Source organism: Desnuesiella massiliensis (assembly GCF_001403615.1).
GTDB classification, from domain to species: Bacteria; Bacillota; Clostridia; order Clostridiales; family Clostridiaceae; genus Desnuesiella; species Desnuesiella massiliensis.
Genome location: NZ_LN879451.1, coordinates 63,093 through 84,455 on the forward strand (window position 1 = coordinate 63,093; position 21,363 = coordinate 84,455).

The window sequence follows — 21,363 nt, forward strand, 5'->3', positions numbered from 1 at the left end:
CCTTAAATATAAAACACTATTTCGAAGCATTTACTATAAATCCATTAAATTTATTCATAGCTTCAGTAACTCCACTCTTTATCATGACTTCTACAGCCTCTATGGACCCTTCTAACACTTTATTTAAAATTTCTCTCTCATCCTTAGAAAACTTACCCAAAACATGATTTACCATATCATTCTTAGGCTGTCCTACTCCTATCTTAAGCCTTGGAAAGGAATCACTACCTAAGTGCAATATAGTATTCTTTATACCATTATGTCCACCCGCACTACCTTTTTCTCTTATTCTCATCCTTCCCACATCTAAGCTCACATCATCATATATAATTATTATATTATCATTGCTTATCTTATAAAAATTTATAGCCTGTATTATACTTTCACCACTCAAATTCATATAGGTAGAGGGTTTTAATAATATTACCTTCTCTCCTCCTATATTCCCCTCTCCATAGACTCCTTTAAATTTTATCCTATTCACAGATATATTATACTTATCACTGATTAAATCTATAGCATCAAATCCTACATTATGGCGAGTATTTTCATATTGAGCTCCTATGTTTCCTAATCCTACTACTAAGTACATTCTATATTCTCCTCCATGTTTTATCACTATCCTATATAATATTATATTATACAGCAAAAATAATAAAGAGACTTTTGAAAGTCTCAGACTGTTGATAAACATTTTATGGGAATACCCGCTGTGGCGGGTATTTTTTCTTTGCAAAAAGGATTTTTAACTTCGGTGTAGAATATTATACTCATAGGATAGTATGAGGTGATAAAGCATGATTAAAGAAAATAATTCTGCACAGCAGAAACTAGAATTAGTATATATTGAAAACTTGGTTCCACAAAATCATTTGTTACGAAAGATTGATAAGTGCATTGATTTCTCGTTTATTAGAGAATTAACAAAGGAGTATTACTGTCTTGATAATGGCAGACCAGCTATTGACCCGATAGTTCTTTTTAAGATGCTACTGATAGGTTACATATTTGGAATAAGATCAGAAAGAAGACTTGTAGAAGAAATTGAAGTTAATATAGCGTATAGATGGTTTTTGGGTTTCTCGTTATCAGAAAAGATTCCAGATCATTCAACCATTAGCAAAAATAGAACTAAGCGCTTTAGCGAATCAGATGTATACCAGAAGATATTTGATAAAATAGTGGACATTGCTATTGAGAAAAAACTGGTAAGTGGCAAGATACTTTATACAGATTCTACACATATAAAGGCAAATGCCAATAAGAATAAATTCACCAATGAAGAAATAACTGCATCAACCAAAGATTATCTAAATGATCTTGATGATGCAGTAAATAAGTCAAGAGAAGACCATGGTCAGACACCTCTAAAAAAAAAGCTTCCAGATAAAATAGAGAAGAATAGAAAAGTAAGTACAACTGATCCAGATAGCGGATTTATGACAAGAGATGGAAAGCCAAAAGGGTTCTTTTACCTTGAGCATAGAACTGTTGATGGTAGGTATAACATTATCCTTGATAGCTACGTAACCCCTGGAAATATCAATGATGACGAACCTTATGTGGATAGAGTTGACACAATAATAGACAAATTTAAGTTTGATACTAAGTATGCAGTAGCTGATGCAGGATATTCAACAGCTCCAACTATAAAGAAACTCTCAGAAAAAAGTTATCAGGCAGTGTTAGGTTTTAGAATGGGACCACATGTAAAAGGCAAATTTACTAAACTAAGATTTCAGTATGTACCTGAACATGATCTATATGTTTGTCCAGGTGCAGCACCATTGCGTTATAAGACAACAACAAGACAAGGATATAAAGAATATGTAAGTGATAAGTTCTACTGTGATAATTGTTCGTTACGAGAAAAGTGCTTGACATCAGATAAAGCTGATGTCAGGACAATTAGACGGCATGTATGGGAGGAGTTAAAGGAAAAGGTTTTTGACTTTCTTAGATCTGATAAAGGTAACGGTATCTATAAACGTAGAAAGGAAACTATTGAGCGAAGCTTTGCAGATTCAAAAGAACTGCATGGGCTTCGCTACGCTCGCTTCCGCGGATTACCCAAAGTTAGTGAACAGTGCCTACTAACATCAGTAGCACAGAATATAAAGAAGATTGCATTGGTGTTATCACGCCAATGCTCGTACTCTTAGGAGAGAAAATACCAATTTTTACGTGAGTTTTTCACCTACCTACGCCCACAGTATGGATTTTTTTGCTGTTAAAAAACCTCATCAGGATTTTCATAAAATCCGATGGGGTTTTTCAACATCCTGAGACTTTTGAAAGTCTCTTTTTAAAACAGATTTATTTTCGTTCCATTAAGGTTATGGTTATATCCTCTGCCTTATCATTTCTCCATATCTTTCCCTTTATTACATCTCCAACCTTATAGTTCTCTATAATAGCTTGTATGTCCTGGATCTTTTTAAGCTTTTTCCCATCCAATTCAACTATGATATCTGTGGGCTTCACTCCTGCATTAGCTAAAGCTTTCCCAGGTGAAACCTCTTGAACATAAATTCCTTCTATGCCCTTATTATCCAAAGTCACTCCTGCTCCAACAAAGCCTAGATCCGGTCTCTTTACTCTTCCATAGTTCATTAAAGATTCCGCTATTTGTTTTACCTCATTTATGCATAAGGCTATGCCTACCCCTTCTGAATTATATTGCTGTGTTAACTTCAAGCTGCTGATTCCTATTATTTCTCCTAGAGAATTGCATACAGCGCCTCCATTATTATAGGAATTTACCTTTGCATCTATTTTAAAGTACGAAATTCTATCAGAAGTTTTAGAATCTTTAATCTCTGTTTTTCTGTTGTTAGAGCTAACGATTCCTACAGTTACAGAACTAGATATATCTTCTCCTAAGGGGTTGCCTAAAGCTATAGCTGTATCTCCTATCTTAACCTTTGAGGAGTCTCCAAATTTAGGAACGGGTAAATTATCTACTTCAACTTTTATCAGAGCTAAATCTGAAAGCTTATCTATATCTATTAATTTTGCTTCCAAAGGCTTGCTAGCATAGCTGGGTAACTTTACAAAAATCTTTTGAGCACCCTCTATAAGATTCCCATAAGTGAGAATATATCCTTTTGAATCAAAGACTATACCAGAACCTGTATTTTTGCTTACAGAGTTTGTATTAAACCCATCTGCCTTAGTGCTTATTCCTACAATGTAAGAACTAACTTCTTCAGCTACTATATTTATATCATTCCTTGGAACATCACGATGCTTTATATTTCCATCATCACTATTTGAGTTAACTATAGGAATATTACCTACTAATCCATAATTTATCTTTGAGTATTTTTTTTCTACAATATAGTCAGCGGTAACCGCTCCTGATATGGCTGCTATCAAAACAAAGGAAAGACTTTTAAACATATACTTTATCTTTCGTTTGGCTTTATTTTGAATAAAGTTTATTTCTCCATAGTTTACACAGTGCTCTGATGAAGTTGTACAATCTTTATCTCTATTATCTAAATATGTATCTGCATTTTTTTTACCGCTCTCCATAAGGCACCTCCTATAATTATAAAAATATTATACTTCAATATTTTTAAATATATATGAACAAAGTATTATAAAATGATTATTTTTTTATAACATTTATATTTTGGTTAAAGTAAAGATAAAGGTAACACCTTGATCTTTAGCCTTATTTTCTGCCCATATATCTTCTCCCAATTGAGTTAATATATTTCTTACTATAGGAAGACCTAATCCCGTGCTAACCTTTGAAGTTCTAGACTTATCGGATTTATAGAATCTTTCCCAAATGTGCTTTATATCCTCTTCCGGTATGCTTGGTCCATCGTTAAACACTGAAACTAATACTTTATTTCCTTTTATTTTAGTATTTATCTTTATATTTCCCTCATCGCTTACATACTTAACTGCATTATCAAGTAAATTAGTAATAACTTGAATAAGCCTATCCCTATCCGCAGCTACATATAGATGCTCTTCTTGAAATACTACATCCACCTTTAACTTCTTGTCATTTATTTTAGTTTCAAATTTTATAACACAAAGCTTAATTATTTCATTTATATCCAGCTCAGAAATTCTTAAAGAAAACTTTCCAGCTTCCATAGCTGCTAAATCTAATAGATCGTTTATAAGTCTTGTAAGTCTTTGAATTTCCTCGTAGGCTATGGTTAAATAATAATTTTCCTTATCCTTTGGTATTACTCCATCTAAAATTCCACCGATAAAACCTTTTATAGAGGTTATAGGGGATCTTAATTCATGGGATACATTAGACATAAATTCTCTTCTATTTTTTTCTACTTTTTCAAGAGAATCTGCCATGGTATTAAAAGAATCTGCTAATTCTCCAATCTCATCGTTAGAATCTATATTTACCCTTCGTTCCACATCTCCTTTAGAAATTTTTCTTGCCACAGCATTTATTTGGGATAAAGGTTTTATTAATATTCTTTGGGAAAAATAATAAATTACTATGCTACAAATAATAACAGCTAAAATAGCGCTTATCCATATTATGTAGTACACTCTCTTAAGAGGTGTCTTTATTTGATCTACAGGGGTATACATAGCTATTACGCCTCTAAAAGAACTTCCATCAAAAACTGGCTTCATATAAACATATACTACCTTATCTAGGACTTTATCATAAATGCCCTTTTTCTCAATGGTCCTTCCAAACCTTAGCTCATCCATCTCCTTTATTCCTAAATTCTTAGATAGATAATCAGAATACTTCGTATTAGAAATCGCATATACAAGGCCATAACTATCTGAAATTAATATATCTGCACTTACTAAATCACTTACAAAAGCCATATTCATTCTTAATCTATATAGACTTATCTCTTGTTGAGGATCATTAAGATAAGATTTTACGGATTCTGCTATTAATTGTCCTTGCTTATCCATCTGAGTTTTTCTTTGATCAAAATAATAATTCTGAAACCATACAGAAAGTATAGTTGCAATAATTATAAAACTTATAGCTGTTATGGATGTGAAAGCAGCTATCATTTTAGAAACAAGGCTATTTTTCACCATCTATTTCACCTCAAACTTGTAACCCACACCCCATACGGTTTCTAATTGCCAATTAGGTCCTCCATGAAGTTTTTCTCTTAACCTTTTAACGTGAACATCAACAGTTCTGGAATCTCCCGGATAATCATATCCCCAAACTTCACATAGTAGTTGTTCTCTTGTAAACACTCTATTTTTATTGCTTGCCAAATAATGCAATAATTCAAATTCCTTTGGCGGCATCTTAATTTCTTCATTTTTATATATCACTGTGTAGGAATTAACATCAATAGCTAAATCTGGGAAGTTTAAAGTCTCTTTACTTCCACCTTCCACATTATACCTTCTCATTACAGCTTTGATTCTAGCTATAAGCTCTTTAGGTTCAAAGGGCTTTACCATATAATCATCAGCTCCTAGCTCTAACCCAAGAACTTTATCAAAGGTATCCCCTTTGGCCGTAAGCATTATAACAGGGGTTTCATTCTCTTTTCTTATCCACTTTAATACATCAATACCATCTACATGTGGCAGCATTATATCTAAAAGCACCAAATCTGGTTTATACTCAGTAAAGGCTTCTTGAGCTAATTTCCCATCGTGGCAAAGCCTTGTATCATAACCTGAGCTTTGCAAATACATTTTTATAACTTCACATATATTTTCATCATCATCAACTATTAGAACCTTAGCTATAGTTCCTTCCATACCTAGCACGCTCCTTTTAATGTTTAATCACTTATATTATAAATTTACCATAAATTCATAAACTATACTAGTTAACATACTGTAACTTTTAATCAATGTACAATTATAGAATTGTAACTGAGGATTAATAGACAATAAAAATGGCTGCTTCAAAATAGAAACTAAATTTCCACTCCGAAACAGCCAATAATTCTAAATCTTATTCTTCAAACAATTTGCTTAATGGTACATCATCATATATTCTCTTAATAGCTTCCGCAAAAATAGGTGCTACCGAGAGAGAAACAAATTTTTCCAGATTATCTCCTTCAGGTAATTTGATGGTATTTAGCATAACTAATTTTTTGATGGCAGAACTATTTATTCTATCTATAGCAGGTCCTGATAATACGCCATGAGTGCAGCAAGCATATACTTCTTTTGCACCTAAATCTCTTAAGGCATTAGCCGCATTAGCTATGGTTCCTGCAGTATCTATCATGTCATCTACTAATATAGCAGTCTTTCCTCTTACATCGCCTATGATGTTCATTATCTCTGAAACATTTGCTTTAGGCCTTCTTTTATCAATAATTGCTATAGGAGCATGTAATCTGTCCGCAAATTTTCTAGCTCTTGTAACGCTTCCTAAGTCTGGCGATACTATAACTACATCTTCATTTTCTCCAAATCCCTTATCTAAGAAATATCTAGATAAAATAGGTACTCCTAATAAGTGATCTAATGGTATATTAAAGTATCCTTGTATTTGTGATGCGTGAAGATCCATAGTAAGAACTCTATCAGCACCTGCAGCAGTTATAAGATCTGCTACTAGTTTTGCTGTAATAGGATCTCTTGATTTTGCCTTTCTATCTTGTCTAGCATATCCATAGTAAGGAATTACTGCTGTTATTCTTCCTGCAGAAGCCCTTTTAAATGCGTCTATCATTATTAGTAATTCCATCAAATTATCATTAACTGGGGAGTTAGTTGATTGAACTACAAACACATCTGTTCCTCTTACAGTTTCATTAATATCTACGGATATTTCTCCATCGCTAAAAGTTCCTACCTTAGAACTACCTACAGGTATACCTAAGATATCTGCTATATCTTTAGCCAACTGGGGATGTGCATTACCCGTAAATATTTTAATATTTTTACCATGGGTTATCATTTACGAAGACCTCCTTAAAATTAAAAACTTGTATAAACAAGATGTTTTACTTGCTCTTTTTATGCCCTTTCCTCTCTACCCATCCTTCTATATTTACCTGCTTAGCTCTAGCTATAGCAAGGCTTCCCTTAGGAACTTCTTTTGTAATGGTAGATCCTGCTGCTATATATGCATCATCTTTAACCTCTACAGGAGAAACCAAATTAGTATTGCATCCTATAAAAGCGTTATTGCCAATAATTGTTTTATATTTATTTTTACCATCATAGTTAACTACTACAGTGCCACATCCAAAATTGCAATTTTCCCCTACCTCAGCATCTCCAATATAAGTTAAATGAGATACTTTTGTATTGTCACCTATGGTAGATTTCTTTATTTCTACAAAGTCCCCTATTCTAGCATGCTTACCTATGTTACTTTCTGGTCTTATATAAGCAAAAGGTCCTACAGTAGTTTCCTCTCCGATTTTACTATCTAAGATTACAGAGCTTTGTATAGTAACTTTATGACTAATTATACTATTGCTTATTCTAGAATTAGGGTATAAAATACACTCATTGCCTATTTCAGTGTTTCCTTCAATGTAATTTCCTGGATAAATAATGGTATCTTGACCTATCTTAACCTCTGAGCCTATATAGGTATTACTTGGATCTATTATAGTAACCCCATTATCCATGTGCTTTTTATTTATTCTAAGCTTAAGTATTCTTTCTACTTCTGCAAGCTCTACTCTAGAATTTACTCCTATAGTCTCTTCAAAATCTGTTATAAGGGCTCCTACTTTTTTATTTTCTGATTTTAATATACCTATAATATCTGTGAGATAATACTCACCCTGTGCATTATTATTGTTTAATTTCCCCAAACTATCTCTAAGTGCCTCTATATCAAAACAATACATTCCTGCATTTATTTCTTTTACCTTTAGCTCCTCTTCACTACAATCCTTGTGTTCTACTATTCTAGCCACTTCATCCTTTTCTCTTATAACCCTTCCATAACCAGTAGGATTGTCTATGCGAGAAGTCAAAATAGTAGCTTTAAATCCGTTATCTTCATGGAATTGTAAAAGTCTCTTTACAGTTTCTTCTCTAATAAGTGGAGCATCTCCAGTAAAAATAGCTAGGGTTCCTTTTTTATCTTTTAAGAATTCCCCTGCGCACATTATAGCATGGCCAGTTCCTAATTGCTTATCTTGAAAGGAGTAAGTTACATTTTTATGCTCTGTTCCTTTTTTTACAAGCTCCGCTCCTCTTCCTATTATCACATTAACTTCTTCTATATCCGCCGATCTCATTCTGTCAATAACATGGTTAACCATTTCTTGTCCGCAAACCTTATGCAATACTTTTGGAGTACTGGATTTCATCCTTTTGCCTTCACCTGCAGCCATTATTATAGCACATTTATACATTATACCACTCCTTATGGCACATAATATTAAATAGCATATACTATTTAGGTTAAAACTTTCACGTACAATTTTAATTGCCCTCTATATTATATTTTATAAATCTAGCATTTTCAACACCAAATGACGGTTATTTTATTTTGGTAATTTTCAAAAAATAAAAAGGAGTATAAAACTCCTTCCTATCATTATTCCTCTACAACCTCTGCAACTTCAGGTTCATCGTTCTTAACTTTTTCATACTCTGCAAGAATAGCACTTTGTATTTTTTCTCTTGTTTGAGTATTAATTGGATGTGCTATGTCTTTGAATTCTCCATCTGGAGTTTTTCTGCTTGGCATAGCTATAAAAAGCCCATTTTGTCCTTCAATAACCTTTATGTCATGAACAACAAATTCATTGTCGAAGGTTACAGAAACTATCGCTTTCATCTTACCATCTGCTGCAATCTTCCTTATTCTTACGTCTGTAATTTGCATTAAAATCCACCTCCAAGATGCTTTATAAACTATATATTTCTATATATATTTTGTTTTTCCTCTTTTTTTATGTAAAAAACAAATAAATTTTTTGAAAATTTCCTATTTAAAGCATTTCGAGGGATTAATCAAAGCTTTTCCCTCTTCATTTATACCTAAAAATTCAACAATAGATACGTATTCTCCTATGAGTTTTTTATTAGTCTCAATATTATCTACTAGCACCCCTATACCTATTAACTCACTATCAAACTCTTTTAGCAAATCCATTATGCCTAAGGCGGTACCTCCTGCCTTCATAAAATCATCTATGAAAAGGCATCTGCTTCCTTTAGGCAAGGACTTTTTGGATAGGGACATGTTTTGTATCCTTCCACTGGAGCCTGATACATAATTAATAGTTACTGTAGGTCCTTCTGTAACTTTATTGTCTCTTCTTACAATAACTAATTGAACACCTAATCGTTTTGCTACCTCATATGCTAGAGGTATTCCCTTAGTTTCTACTGTGACCACACAATCAACCTGAAAGTTATTATAAAAGCTTGCTAATATAGTTCCAGCTTTTCCTATTATATGAGGATTATACATAACATCCGTCATATAAATAAAATTTCCTGGTACTATTCTGCTCTTATCTTCTAATAGCAGACATAAGTCCTTTATAAATTCTAGGGTTTCCTCTTTACTTATATCTGTTAAGAATTTTATCCCGCCTGCAGCCCCTGACACAGTTTCAACCTTTCCTAGGTTAAGCTTCTCAAGGGTTTCTCTTACAATTAAAATATCTTCACTTATAGTAGATTTAGCAGCATCTAATAGTTCAGTAAATCTATTCAATCCTATAATTTTATTTGGATTTTCCATCAAAATTTTAGTTATTGCTACCACCCGGTTATTTCTAGTAAATCTACCCATTTTATCACCTACATATTCTTTGTATTTTTACGAATTTTATTCTTAATATTCCTGTTATTATTCATATTTTATTCTAAATTAATATTAATATCAATATTTTAATGTAAAGAATTTCTTTTTGATATTTTTATGTAAATTATGTATGATATTTATTTATATATTTAGTGAATTATTGTAAAATAATAATTAACTAATATTTTTTTCCAATGAAGCAATTTTTTATATTATTCCAATGAAAGGATTGGTACACCCTACTATGAATTTTAACACTACAAAAAAGCTAAGCCCTTTTCAACTATCCTGTGGCATGATATTGGCTGAGGATTTATATATAAATAATGTTAAGCTTGTAAACAAAGGTACAGAGCTTAATGAAAGAGTAATAGAGAGAATTCAAAGTTTATATTCTACTAATTTGGTACAAGTCTATTCTAAGTTAGAGGAATCTGATTTAGAAATTCAGAAAAAGAGAGGCTCTGAAGGATTTAAGCAGACTGAAGTACATCTTGAAAAATTCTCGGATGAAGCAGAAAAAATATTCAATGAGGTAATCTCTAGTTCTAAAATTGATATAAAAGGTATCCGCTCGTTATCTGAAAACATATTAACTGAGCTTAAAGATATAGGTATCGTAATAAAAAATGTAATTGATTCTAGAGATGCAGATTGTTATATCTTTCGCCACTCTGTAAATGTTGCTGTATTAAGCTCCATGTTGGCCAAATGGTTAAATATGACTTCTAGAGACATAATGTTAATTACCTATGCTGGTTTGTTACACGATATAGGTAAGTCTAAGCTTCCCAATGCTATTTTAGACAAGCAAGGCTCTCTAACAAAGAAGGAATTTGAGATTATAAAAACTCATCCTGTAAAAAGCTACGAAATAGTAAAGGCTATCCCCTACATAGATCCTTCTGTAGAAATGGCTGTGCTAATGCACCACGAAAGAATGGATGGCTCTGGCTATCCTTTAAAATTAACAGAAGAAAAAATCCATATATATGCTAAAATAATTGCCATAGCTGATATATTCGACGCCATGACTTCCAATAGAGCATATAAGAAAAAAGATTGTCCTCTAAAAGCTTTAGAAGCATTAAAAGAAGAAAGCTTTGGAAAGCTAGATATTCATCTGTGTAATGTATTCATAAAAAACATGATAGATTATTATGTTGGAGAATACACTCTATTAAGCAATGGAAAAAAAGCTAGAATATTAAAAATCGATATAAATAACATTACTAGACCCTTTGTTATGGTAGGTGAGGAATATATAGATCTATCTAAGAATACAAATTTAACAGTAGAGGACATTATTTAGCCTTACTATTAAAGTTTGTAACCTTTTAGCTCTACTTTTCTTATAATAATTTATATTATACTGTATTTTTTTCTATAAAATATGTATATAATTATTAAAAGAAAGATCTTAACATTAAAAGGGGTGTATGGCTTGGCTTTTGATTTTATTAAAGATAAAAATAAAAAAGTTCATTTTATTGGCATTGGCGGCATAAGCATGAGTGGTCTAGCTGCCATATTATTAAAAAATAACTATAAGGTTTCAGGTTCTGATATGAAGGATTCTCATATAGTACAGGGCTTAAAAAAGGCAGAAGCAGAAATATATATAGGACATAGTGAAGATAACATAAAAGATGTAGATTTAGTGGTATATACTGCTGCGGTAAAAGAAGATAACTGCGAATACATTTACGCTAAAGAAAATAATATTGCTTTAATGGATAGAGCAGAATTCTTAGGACTTATAATGCGTGGACATAAATATAATGTAACCATATCAGGTACCCATGGGAAAACCACTAGTACCTCCATGCTATCTCATATAACCTTAGCAGCAGATTTAGATCCTACTATATTAGTTGGAGGAGAATTAGATGTTATAAAAGGTAACTTCCGCACTGGAGAAAGTGAATACTTTATTACTGAAGCCTGCGAATATAAGGCATCTTTCTTAAAGTTCTTTCCCTATATAGGAGTTATTTTAAACATCGATGCGGATCATTTAGATTATTATAAGGATATAAATCATATTCAATCCACCTTTGAGGAGTTCTCAACACTAATCCCAAAGGATGGTTATTTAATCGGTTATGCTGATGATGAAAGAGTACAGCAAGTATTATGTAAGGCTCAATGTAACACCTTAAGCTATGGTATTGATGCTGGGGATATAAAAGCTAAAAACATAAGTTTTAACGAAAAGGGCTGTGCTACTTTTGATGTATATGAAGAGGAAGAAAGGTTATTTAGGGTTACCTTAAATGTACCTGGAAAGCACAATATATTAAATGCTTTGAGCAGTGTATGTGTTTCTCTTATACTAGACGTACCAAGAGAAGCAATTGTAAAGGGATTAAATGAATTTGCTAATGCTCATAAAAGGTTTGAAATTAAAGGGGTAAAAAATGGAGTAACTGTGGTAGATGATTATGCGCATCATCCTACAGAAATAAAAGCTACTTTAGAAGCTGCAAAAAACTATCCTCATAATAAGATATTCTGTGCCTTTCAACCACATACTTACACTAGAACTCTAAGTCTATTTGAGGACTTTGTTAAATGCTTTGATAATGCAGATGAGTTAATATTAATGGATATATATGCTGCTAGAGAAAAAGATAATGGACTAGTTAATTCTACAATGCTTGGTGACAGAATAAGAGAAAGAGGAATAAAATGTATAAATAGTTATAGTTTCGAGGAAGCTTTAGACTACGTTAAAGGCAAATTATCTCCTGGAGATCTTCTCTTAACTTTAGGGGCTGGAGATATTGTAAAGCTGGGCGAAATGTATTTAATGGACTAGTATAACAAACTCAAGGTTAAGCTTCTAACCTTTCCTTGGGTTTTTCAAAAATTAAAAAGGAAGATAATTTAGAAAAATTTGTATTGACAGCAATAGGAAAAGATTGTATCATAAGAAGGTAAAGTAAATTTTGATAAATGGAGGTAGGACTAATGTTCGGATTAGTACAATTTAATTTGATGAATGCACAACTCAATACAGTAACAATTAAATCTATATGCGGTAGCCCTATCTCAATAGAAGTGCAAGGCTTTTAGCTTGTACTTTGTATGTGATTCTTAAATGCACTAATTAATAGTAATTTAAGGTCATGGGTTATCGTGCCCATGGCCTTTTATATTTTATTTTATTAGTTTATAGGGGAGGCGCGCGCCTTATATTCTTATATTATAAAGCCATGGGTAACACCGTGGTTTTTTTATTTGCTAAAAAAGGAGGGAATTAATTAATGAAGCGAATTTTTAACTATGTATGGAAACACAAATTACTAGTGATAATACCATCAATATCTATGCTCTTAACCATAATAATTGATATGTTTAACCCTTACTTAAGAAAAGAACTTATAGATAAAGTTATTACAGGGAAACAAGCTAGCCTTTTACCAAAAATATTATTAGGTCTAGTAATAATAACTGTTGGTAAGGCTGTTTTTGGATATATAAAAGAGTACTTGTTCGATGTTCTATCCACAAAAGTCAATATTGATATAAAGCAAAGCCTTTTTGACCATATTCAAAGCTTGCCTTTTAGCTATTTTGACAAAATGAATACTGGTGAGCTTATGTCAAGAATAGGTGAAGACGTAGATAATATCTGGAGAACCATATCCTTTGGTTTAAGATTATTTGTTGAGAATATAATATATTTTGTAATGAGCACCGCAATTTTATTTTATCTAAACTGGAAGCTGGCTTTAGCCTGCATAATAATAATGGTTCCCATAGCTTATATAGCTATGAAGCTGGAGAAAAAAATAATGAACTCCTATGAAAAGCTAAGTGATCAAGGTGCAGTATTAAATACCGCTGCTCAAGAAAATATAGCTGGAGTAAGACTTGTTAAAGCTTTTGCTAGGGAAAAACATGAAATACTAAAATTTTTAAATATGAATAAAACTAACTATGAATTAAATATGGATCAGGCTAAAATCATCGGAAATCATTTTCCACCCATAGAATTTTTAACTAATATCTCTATAGTTATAATGATTACCTTTGGAGGTTCCTTGGTAATTAAGGATGAAATCACCTTAGGTACTTTAGTAGCCTTTAGTGAATATATATGGAACCTCATATGGCCTATGAGAATGCTAGGCTGGCTAACAAATATGATGGCTCAAAATAATGCTTCTGCCAAGAAGATATTTGCCATAATGGATACAGAGCCTACTATTAAAAGCTCCATAGATTCTCTTTCCTTATCTTCTATAAGAGGTAATATAAACTTTAAAAATGTTAGCTTTAAATACGATGAAGAATATATATTAAAAAATATAAACTTAAACGTACCAGCAGGAAGCACCATCGCTATTATGGGTACTACTGGCTCAGGTAAGTCTTCTATCGTAAACTTAATCGGAAGATATTATGATGTAAGTGAAGGAGAAATCCTAATTGATGGTTTAAATGTTAAAAAACTCAATTTAGATCAGCTTAGAAGTAACATGTCTGTGGTGTCACAAGATGTATTTCTATTCTCAGATACCATAGAGCAAAACATTAAGTTTGGAAATAAGGAAGCCACCATGGAGGATATAAAAGAAGCTTGCAGACTAGCTTGCGCTAATGACTTTATAGAAGAGCTTTCAAAGGGTTATGAAACCATCATTGGTGAAAGAGGTATAGGCCTCTCCGGTGGGCAAAAACAAAGAATTTCCATTGCTAGAGCCCTTGTTAGAAAGGCTCCTATCATAATTCTCGACGACTCTACTTCGGCTTTAGATATGGAAACAGAATATAGTCTATTAAAAAATTTAAGCCAAAGAAAGGTTAATGCTACTACCTTTATAATCGCCCATAGAATCTCTGCTGTAAAGAATGCAGATCAAATTCTGTTTGTTGATAACGGACAAATAGTAGAAAGAGGAACCCATGAGGAACTTCTAACATTAAAGGGCAGATATTATGATATATGCAGCGAACAATTTAAAGACTTTGAGGATCTAGGTAATGAGGAGGTGGTATAATGGCGAGAAATTCAGTAAAGCAAGATGAATTTTTAAACAAGCAGTCAAAAAAAGACATAGCTTTTAGACTATTTAAATACATTGAACCCTTTAAGATAAAGGTAATTTTAGTAGTTCTATTGATGATATTTGTTATGTTATGCGGACTACTAAATCCTTATCTTTTAAGAATAGCCATAGATGATTATATAGATACCTCAAACTTTAAAGGATTATTTTTAATAGCCTTAGCAATGACCTTGCTAAACTTTGCAGCCATGATAGCTTCAAGAAAAAGAATTATGATGATGTCATCAGTGACAAATAAAATATTGATAAATATAAGACACGAACTATATACCCATATTCAAAAATTGTCCTTTTCTTTCTTTGATAATAGACCTGTAGGTAAAATATTAGCCAGGGTCATTGGAGACGTAAATGCACTGCAAGAGCTCTTTACCAACAGCATAACCAGCTTTATACCTGAACTATTAAGCCTTGTATGTGTAACTATATTGATGTTTTCTATGAACTATAAATTAGCCCTAGCCACTATAACCATACTTCCATTACTATTTATCAGCATGTTTTTTATAGAGACAGTGTCTAGGAAAAGATGGCAAGAGTATAGAAAGAAACGTTCTAATATGAATGCTTACACTCATGAGGATTTTTCTGGTATAAGAGTAGTTCAAGCTTTTGCTAACGAAAAGAATACCTCAAAAACCTTTAACTCCCTGGTATCGGAGCTTATGGATTTCTTTATCAGCGCTGTAAAACTCAATGATTTATTTTGGCCCTTAGTTGAAACCTCTTGGGGTATAGGCTCTGTCATTGTGTTTTGGGTAGGTTTTAAATTAACACAAACAAATGCTATCACTGTAGGTACCTTAATTGCCTTTACATGGTATGTAGGCATGTTCTGGAGACCTATTATGAATATAAGCAATTTTTATAATACCTTAATCACTAATTTCACTGCCGCAGAAAGAATCTTTGAGATAATGGATATTGATCCAGATATAACAGATATTAAGGATTCTGTAAAAATGCCTAAAATCAAAGGTAATGTAGAATTTAAAAATGTAAACTTTGGTTATGAAGATGATTCAAAGGTTTTAGATAATGTTAGTTTTAAAATAAATGCTGGAGAAACCATAGCTCTTGTTGGACCTACTGGGGCTGGTAAAACCACTATAATAAACCTTTTAAGCAGATTCTACGACTGTGACCAAGGCGAAGTTTTAGTAGATGGAAAAAATGTAGAAAATGTAGAAATTGAATCCCTGAGATCTCAAATGGGCATAATGCTTCAAGATACCTTTTTATTTTCTACTACCATTAAGGAAAATATAAGATATGGTAAGCTAGATGCTACAGACGAGGAAGTAATTGCAGCAGCAAAGGCTGTTAATGCTCATGACTTTATAATGAAGCTTGAAAAAGGCTATGATACGGAGGTAAGTGAAAGAGGTTCTAGACTTTCTGTCGGCCAAAGGCAGCTAATCTCCTTCGCAAGAGCATTATTAGCAGATCCTAGAATATTAATTTTAGATGAAGCTACTTCAAATATAGATACTTATACGGAAAGATTGGTACAACAAGGCATAAAGAAATTGCTATATGGAAGAACTTCCTTTGTTATAGCTCATAGACTATCCACTATTAGAGATTGCGATAAAATCATGGTCATAAATGACGGTAAAATCGCTGAAGCTGGAAGCCATGAGCAGTTGATGAAGCTAAAAGGTATATACTATAACCTTTATATGTCACAATACAAATTCCTTAATGAAGGAGCTTAATTTAATGCACAATTCACAGTGCACAATTCACAATTAAAGAATTTTTTCACAATGTTAAGAAAAAATAAAATGAAAAAGTCATGTATATGAGGAAATCTGTTTTCCTATTTATGCATGGCTTTTGGTTTTACATATATTTTTTAAAATTTATGCTATTAAATTATTAATATTTGCGTAAAATTTTAAAAAATAGCCAATACTATAGCTAAATAAGTTAATGCTTAGTTAGGTGGTGTATTGTATGAAAAATTTTTTAATATCCTCAGGAGCAAATTTAGTTATAATATTGATTTCTTTCTTTATTTTTAAAAACATAATAAGTGGCCCAACTCGCCATAGAATCTATGAAAAGCTTATGAGCTCCTTTGCCAAATATGTATTATACATATTTGTAGCCACAGTAGTAATCACTGTGCTTACAGCCTTAGTACTTTATAAAACTCGTTATATAGCTTATGTAAATATAGCTGCCCCTGCACTAGTGTCCATCTTAGTTGGATTCATTGCCTCTACTGTTCCTACTAGAGGTGCAGGCGATGAAAAGAAAGAGGCTACGCATAAATAGTAAATTTAAAAGCTTATCTTCTAAATTGAGAAGATAAGCTTTTTTATTATATTTTATTTTTAATCTTTTTTTCATGGTGATATAATAAAAATACTAAGAAATCTTTCAAAACAGGGGTGTAAAAATATGAGAATTGCAGTTATAAGTGATATCCATGGAAATTTATATGCACTGATGGAGGTACTACAAAATATAGATGAGCAAAATGTGGATTCTATAATATGCCTAGGAGATTTAGTTGGTTACGGTCCTCACCCTAATGAAGTCATAGGCCTTATAAGAAGAAGGGGAATCCTATGTATAAAAGGTAATTATGATACCTCTGTGGTAGAAAATAAATTCAGCTATATAAGAGAAACTTCTGTAAATAGCTTTTCACTACCTTGGACAGTAGAAGAATTGAGGGCATTAAATAAGGCTTACTTAGAAAACCTCCCCGAAAGTTTAACCTTAAAATTCTTTGACAAAACTCTTCATTTTGTTCATGGAAGTCCAAGAGCAATAAATGAATATATGATTGAAGGCAGTGATGCTGCTAATGAAGTAATGAATAATTTACAGTACGATATGCTAGTATGTGCTCATACTCATATACCCTATACAAAAAATTATGGTAACAAGATATTATTAAATGATGGCAGTGTGGGCAAGCCAAAGATAGGAAGACCAAATTGCACTTATGCATTGATTGATATAGATAAGGAAAGTGGTATTAAGACAAGCATTATAGAAATACCTTATAACTATGGCAAGACAGTAAAGGATATGCAAATGAAAAACTTCCCTGAGATACTTATACATTCGTACAAGTCTGGCATAGAGTAAGAAAATTAGGAGTGAGATTTTTATGTCCACTCCTAATAAAATTTAACCAATGTTTTCCTAAGCAAAATATAATATAAGCGCCATTATATCTTCACAAATCCCTTTAAATCTATATTTTACTTCCTTGCTGAGGCCTATTCTATAATCTATGTCCTTAACCTTTATGCCTATAAAGTAGCCTTTGTTATTTTTATTATATATACTAAGCAAATCTAAAAGGTTTAAATTGTGCTGCGATTCCTTTAGCAGAGTATCTTCTTTGATGCTCTCTAGATTTATTAATGATAGTTCTCCCACATGGTGTCCCATGTATGTAGCATCTAGGATAATTAAAAAGTCCTCTTCATTTATGTTTTCTATACAATAATCCACATCTGTCTCTCCAATTAGAATTTCTATATTGGAATAATTTATGTTCTTCATCAGATATTGAGCTACCTCTATGGCTACCCCGTCATCCCCCATTAAGATATTTCCTAGGGCTATAACCTTAATAGTTCTCATATTATGTTGTACTCTATGTCCATAAAATTATTGCCATATATATGGGTAGCACAGGATATGCATGGGTCAAAGCTCCTTACAATTCTACCTACTTCCACTGGAGAACTTATATTTTCTATAGCAGTTCCTATTAAAGCCTTCTCTACTATACCCAAGGACTTTGTTGGAGATTCTGATGGTCCAAGATTCCACACACTAGGAGTTATTATATTATAGGTATTAATGGTCTTATCTTCTATGGTTAACCAATGACCTAAGGCTCCTCTGGTAGTATCCCTAAGAGCTTCTCCCTTGGCAATACTTGGTATCTCATAGATTTTAAATTCTAGACTATTTGCTGATATATAACTCTCTTTTATAAGCTTTAAAATATTTTGCATTATCATAGCTATTTTATTTACTTCAAGCACTCTGCATACTATTCTATCCATAGAAGCACTTCCTTTTTTGTATTCACCGGATAATATCATTCTAGCTAGTGGCCCTACTTCCATAGCTTCATCCTTATAGCGGGCAGTTTTCACAAAACTATAAGCTCCTTCTTTATTCCTATCACTTGATATATCTCCCTTAGGGTCTTTTTCATACCAAGAATTATTTATGCTTTCATCAATGTAATCAGCGTTAAAGCCTTCTAATTGTCCTTTAATCATTGCGCTGGGTTTTACGTAAAATATATCTTTTTCAATATAGTTATCAAACAATCCATAGCTTAGAAAATTATTGCCAGAACTGCCTTTAGTAAAATAGTCCTTATAATACTCTGCTATGTCATGTAAGTCCATCAGCATATTATGCTCTATAAAATCTGAGATGGTTTTAAGCTTTTGTTCTACAGTAAATATGATATTTGCATCTAAGTTACTTGTAACCCCTCCGATGAAAATCCCATGATTATGAGGAGCCTTTCCTGCCAATAAAGCTAAAATCTGGTGAGCCATAGAACTCATTTCTAAAGCTCTTATATAATTCGTATTAATTCTTTGCTCTATATTCTCTGGAAGTCTGTAATCTCTTAAGCTTTCATTATAAACTGGACTTATTCTTGGTCCACGTACATAATCTGGCAAAGCGTACAAATAAAAATGCCTTAAATGGTTTTGTAAAAATTCAGCACCATGGATAAAATCTCTTATATACATAGCTAATTTAGAAACCTTTACTCCCATGGCCTTTTCCATAGCTTGTGAAGATACATAGGAGTGAGCCGTAGAACATATACCGCATATTCTCTCAGTAAAATATATAACATCTAAGGGATTTCTGCCTTTTAACATGAGTTCAAAGCCCCTAAACATGGAGCCAGTGCATTTAGCATCTATTATCTTATTATTCTCTACTTGTACTTCTATCTTTAAAAAACCACTTACTCTGGTTAAAGGATCTATGTTTAATTTAACACTCATAAAAACTCTCCTAAACCCTTTTTAATATCTTACAAAGGGTTCCATTTTATCTGGAAACCCTGGATTTGTACAGCCTATACAAGGCGTATTTATTCCTATAGGCCAAGAAGAATGGTCATTCCATTCCACTATAGGGCAATTGGCCCTAGTTACTGGCCCTCTGCACCCCAGTCTCAGCATACACTCCTTATCTCCTAAAGCCTTGGCAAAAATCTTTTTCTCAAAATATCCCCTCCTAGGGCAAGCATCATGGATAGTATTGCCATAGAACTCTAGGGGCCTATTGTCCTTATCAATCTCAAGAAGCCCTCTAGTTATTAGCTCTCCTATGGTACCTACCACCCAATAGGGATTACAAGAGCATCCTGGTAGTCTAATAACCCATTTATCCTTTATATATTCTGGCAGGCTTATGCATTCTGAGGGGTTGGGGCTTGCAGCACTAATTCCTCCATAGGCAGCACAGTTGCCTACCGCTAAAATATATTTTGCTTTCTTCGAAGCTAGTTTTATAGCATCCTTCGCCGTAATTTCTACATCATCATAGGTAGCTACAATATTATATTTTCCATTATCTTTTAAGGATACTGCCCCCTCTACTACTAAAATAAATTCCGTATTAAGAGTATCTAAAAATTTTTCATAAGCTCTTTGTCCTTGATCTGACATTATACTATTTTCGTAGGTAATATTAACCATATTTTTCAGAAAGTAACCAACCTCGGGGTCTGAAGCATTTAAAAGAGATATTATATTTCCTGAGCACCCATTAGCTTCAAACCATATAAGGTTCATCTTACGATATTTTCCTTCTTTCATATCCTTGGTAATCTCCCTACATTTTTCCTTAATCTTTACCACCACTTCATCCATAGCCTTACAACATTTATTTCTATTATCCATTTATCAAATCACCTACCAAGGGCAACTTTCCCAATATATTGCTATTTTCATGACAACTATTAAATTCCTTACTATAATCCTTTCCTGCTACTAGCCCAAAATGAGTGCCTCCACCCCAAGTAGCTTCATTGGTAACTTCATAAACTTTGCCGTTAATGGCTACATAGGCTGGTTTTCCATTAGAGCCATCATAAAAGGCTAAATCTTTTAAAGTAAATTTCTTTAATGACTCTCTCACTCCTCTAAAATTATTGGAGCTATATTTTAGCTCTATAAATTCAATTATTAACTGAACCTCTGCTAACTTATCATTTAAAACCTTTCTATACATATCATAGACAGGGTTTTTAAAATTTAAAGTCATTAAATATTTTATCTTTGTTATTTCATTGTATTTAATTAATAATTGCTCATTTACATCAAACACATTTATTCCTCCAAATAATTATATCTACTAAATAGTTATATGATTAACTTTTTAAAAATATATTTGCATTATTGAATTAATTGGTGTAAAATATAATATAATAATTTTAAATATAAAAACTGTGAAGAGAAGAGTAGCTATAAGATGTAGTTTCAGCGAGCTGGTTAAGGTGAAAGTCCAGTACGATGCTTATATTGAAGAACATCTCTG

At 32.5% G+C, this 21,363-nt stretch carries 19 protein-coding genes and 1 other annotated feature (1 of these 20 cut by a window edge); of the genes, 7 read left to right on the forward strand and 12 right to left on the reverse strand.

Translation table 11 applies throughout. The features are described 5' to 3' along the window. Window positions 1–16 precede the first annotated feature (16 nt). Window positions 17–592, reverse strand: coding sequence for an aminoacyl-tRNA hydrolase (pth, locus tag BN2665_RS01010; RefSeq protein WP_055665258.1), 576 nt, complete (start codon window positions 590–592; stop codon window positions 17–19). 205 nt (window positions 593–797) lie between these two features. Here pth and BN2665_RS01015 point away from each other — a divergent pair, with 205 nt between their 5' ends. Next, window positions 798–2,162 (forward strand): IS1182 family transposase, encoded by a 1,365-nt coding sequence (locus BN2665_RS01015; protein WP_055665259.1) that lies wholly within the window; start codon window positions 798–800, stop codon window positions 2,160–2,162. 154 nt (window positions 2,163–2,316) lie between these two features. Here BN2665_RS01015 and BN2665_RS01020 read toward each other — a convergent pair whose 3' ends face one another. The 7 genes from BN2665_RS01020 to purR all read right to left on the reverse strand — a co-directional run bounded on the left by BN2665_RS01020 (window position 2,317) and on the right by purR (window position 9,715). Continuing rightward, the gene (locus tag BN2665_RS01020; RefSeq protein WP_055665260.1) at window positions 2,317–3,537 is read right to left on the reverse strand and encodes a S1C family serine protease; all 1,221 of its coding nucleotides are present in this window, start codon (window positions 3,535–3,537) and stop codon (window positions 2,317–2,319) included. Window positions 3,538–3,630: 93 nt separating this feature from the next. Beyond that, on the reverse strand, window positions 3,631–5,052 hold the full coding sequence (locus BN2665_RS01025; protein WP_055665377.1) for a sensor histidine kinase: 1,422 nt from the start codon (window positions 5,050–5,052) through the stop codon (window positions 3,631–3,633). A gap of 3 nt (window positions 5,053–5,055) precedes the next feature. Next, the gene (locus BN2665_RS01030; RefSeq protein ID WP_055665261.1) at window positions 5,056–5,742 is read right to left on the reverse strand and encodes a response regulator transcription factor; all 687 of its coding nucleotides are present in this window, start codon (window positions 5,740–5,742) and stop codon (window positions 5,056–5,058) included. Between the two features lie 199 nt (window positions 5,743–5,941). Next, the gene (locus BN2665_RS01035) at window positions 5,942–6,901 is read right to left on the reverse strand and encodes a ribose-phosphate diphosphokinase (protein ID WP_055665262.1); all 960 of its coding nucleotides are present in this window, start codon (window positions 6,899–6,901) and stop codon (window positions 5,942–5,944) included. Between the two features lie 46 nt (window positions 6,902–6,947). Next, on the reverse strand, window positions 6,948–8,321 hold the full coding sequence (gene glmU, locus BN2665_RS01040; RefSeq protein WP_055665263.1) for a bifunctional UDP-N-acetylglucosamine diphosphorylase/glucosamine-1-phosphate N-acetyltransferase GlmU: 1,374 nt from the start codon (window positions 8,319–8,321) through the stop codon (window positions 6,948–6,950). Between the two features lie 185 nt (window positions 8,322–8,506). Next, window positions 8,507–8,797: a septation regulator SpoVG gene (spoVG, locus tag BN2665_RS01045; RefSeq protein WP_055665264.1), complete on the reverse strand. Its 291-nt coding sequence runs from the start codon at window positions 8,795–8,797 to the stop codon at window positions 8,507–8,509. 102 nt (window positions 8,798–8,899) lie between these two features. Beyond that, window positions 8,900–9,715 carry a pur operon repressor gene (purR, locus tag BN2665_RS01050; RefSeq protein ID WP_055665265.1) on the reverse strand — a complete coding sequence of 272 codons (816 nt, stop codon included), beginning with the start codon at window positions 9,713–9,715 and terminating at the stop codon, window positions 8,900–8,902. 256 nt (window positions 9,716–9,971) lie between these two features. On the opposite strand from purR, the gene BN2665_RS01055 reads away from it, so the two are divergent. The 6 genes from BN2665_RS01055 to BN2665_RS01080 all read left to right on the forward strand — a co-directional run bounded on the left by BN2665_RS01055 (window position 9,972) and on the right by BN2665_RS01080 (window position 17,913). Continuing rightward, window positions 9,972–11,039: an HD-GYP domain-containing protein gene (locus BN2665_RS01055; RefSeq protein WP_055665266.1), complete on the forward strand. Its 1,068-nt coding sequence runs from the start codon at window positions 9,972–9,974 to the stop codon at window positions 11,037–11,039. Window positions 11,040–11,171: 132 nt separating this feature from the next. Continuing rightward, a complete protein-coding gene (murC, locus tag BN2665_RS01060; protein ID WP_055665267.1) occupies window positions 11,172–12,548 on the forward strand; it encodes a UDP-N-acetylmuramate--L-alanine ligase in 1,377 nt (458 codons plus the stop codon). A 448-nt stretch (window positions 12,549–12,996) separates the two neighbouring features. Further along, on the forward strand, window positions 12,997–14,736 hold the full coding sequence (locus BN2665_RS01065) for an ABC transporter ATP-binding protein (RefSeq protein WP_055665268.1): 1,740 nt from the start codon (window positions 12,997–12,999) through the stop codon (window positions 14,734–14,736). Next, the gene (locus BN2665_RS01070; RefSeq protein ID WP_055665269.1) at window positions 14,736–16,523 is read left to right on the forward strand and encodes an ABC transporter ATP-binding protein; all 1,788 of its coding nucleotides are present in this window, start codon (window positions 14,736–14,738) and stop codon (window positions 16,521–16,523) included. Before BN2665_RS01065 ends, BN2665_RS01070 begins: the two co-directional genes overlap by 1 nt. 241 nt (window positions 16,524–16,764) lie before the next feature. Further along, window positions 16,765–17,088, forward strand: a complete 324-nt coding sequence (locus BN2665_RS01075) for a hypothetical protein (RefSeq protein ID WP_055665270.1) — start codon at window positions 16,765–16,767, stop codon at window positions 17,086–17,088. Window positions 17,089–17,214: 126 nt separating this feature from the next. Next, the gene (locus BN2665_RS01080) at window positions 17,215–17,913 is read left to right on the forward strand and encodes a metallophosphoesterase family protein (RefSeq protein WP_055665271.1); all 699 of its coding nucleotides are present in this window, start codon (window positions 17,215–17,217) and stop codon (window positions 17,911–17,913) included. Between the two features lie 57 nt (window positions 17,914–17,970). Here BN2665_RS01080 and BN2665_RS01085 read toward each other — a convergent pair whose 3' ends face one another. From BN2665_RS01085 to BN2665_RS01100, 4 genes are read right to left on the reverse strand one after another with little or no spacing between them, the layout of a single operon-like run. After that, a complete protein-coding gene (locus tag BN2665_RS01085) occupies window positions 17,971–18,417 on the reverse strand; it encodes a hydrogenase maturation protease (protein ID WP_055665272.1) in 447 nt (148 codons plus the stop codon). Beyond that, window positions 18,414–19,823, reverse strand: coding sequence for a nickel-dependent hydrogenase large subunit (locus tag BN2665_RS01090; RefSeq protein ID WP_055665273.1), 1,410 nt, complete (start codon window positions 19,821–19,823; stop codon window positions 18,414–18,416). Before BN2665_RS01090 ends, BN2665_RS01085 begins: the two co-directional genes overlap by 4 nt. Window positions 19,824–19,844: 21 nt before the next feature. Beyond that, window positions 19,845–20,726: a hydrogenase small subunit gene (locus BN2665_RS01095; RefSeq protein WP_082435751.1), complete on the reverse strand. Its 882-nt coding sequence runs from the start codon at window positions 20,724–20,726 to the stop codon at window positions 19,845–19,847. Continuing rightward, a complete protein-coding gene (locus BN2665_RS01100; protein ID WP_055665274.1) occupies window positions 20,719–21,153 on the reverse strand; it encodes a cytochrome b5 domain-containing protein in 435 nt (144 codons plus the stop codon). Before BN2665_RS01100 ends, BN2665_RS01095 begins: the two co-directional genes overlap by 8 nt. Before the next feature lie 112 nt (window positions 21,154–21,265). Beyond that, window positions 21,266–21,363: a binding site (T-box leader), on the forward strand; it runs 157 nt beyond the window's last position.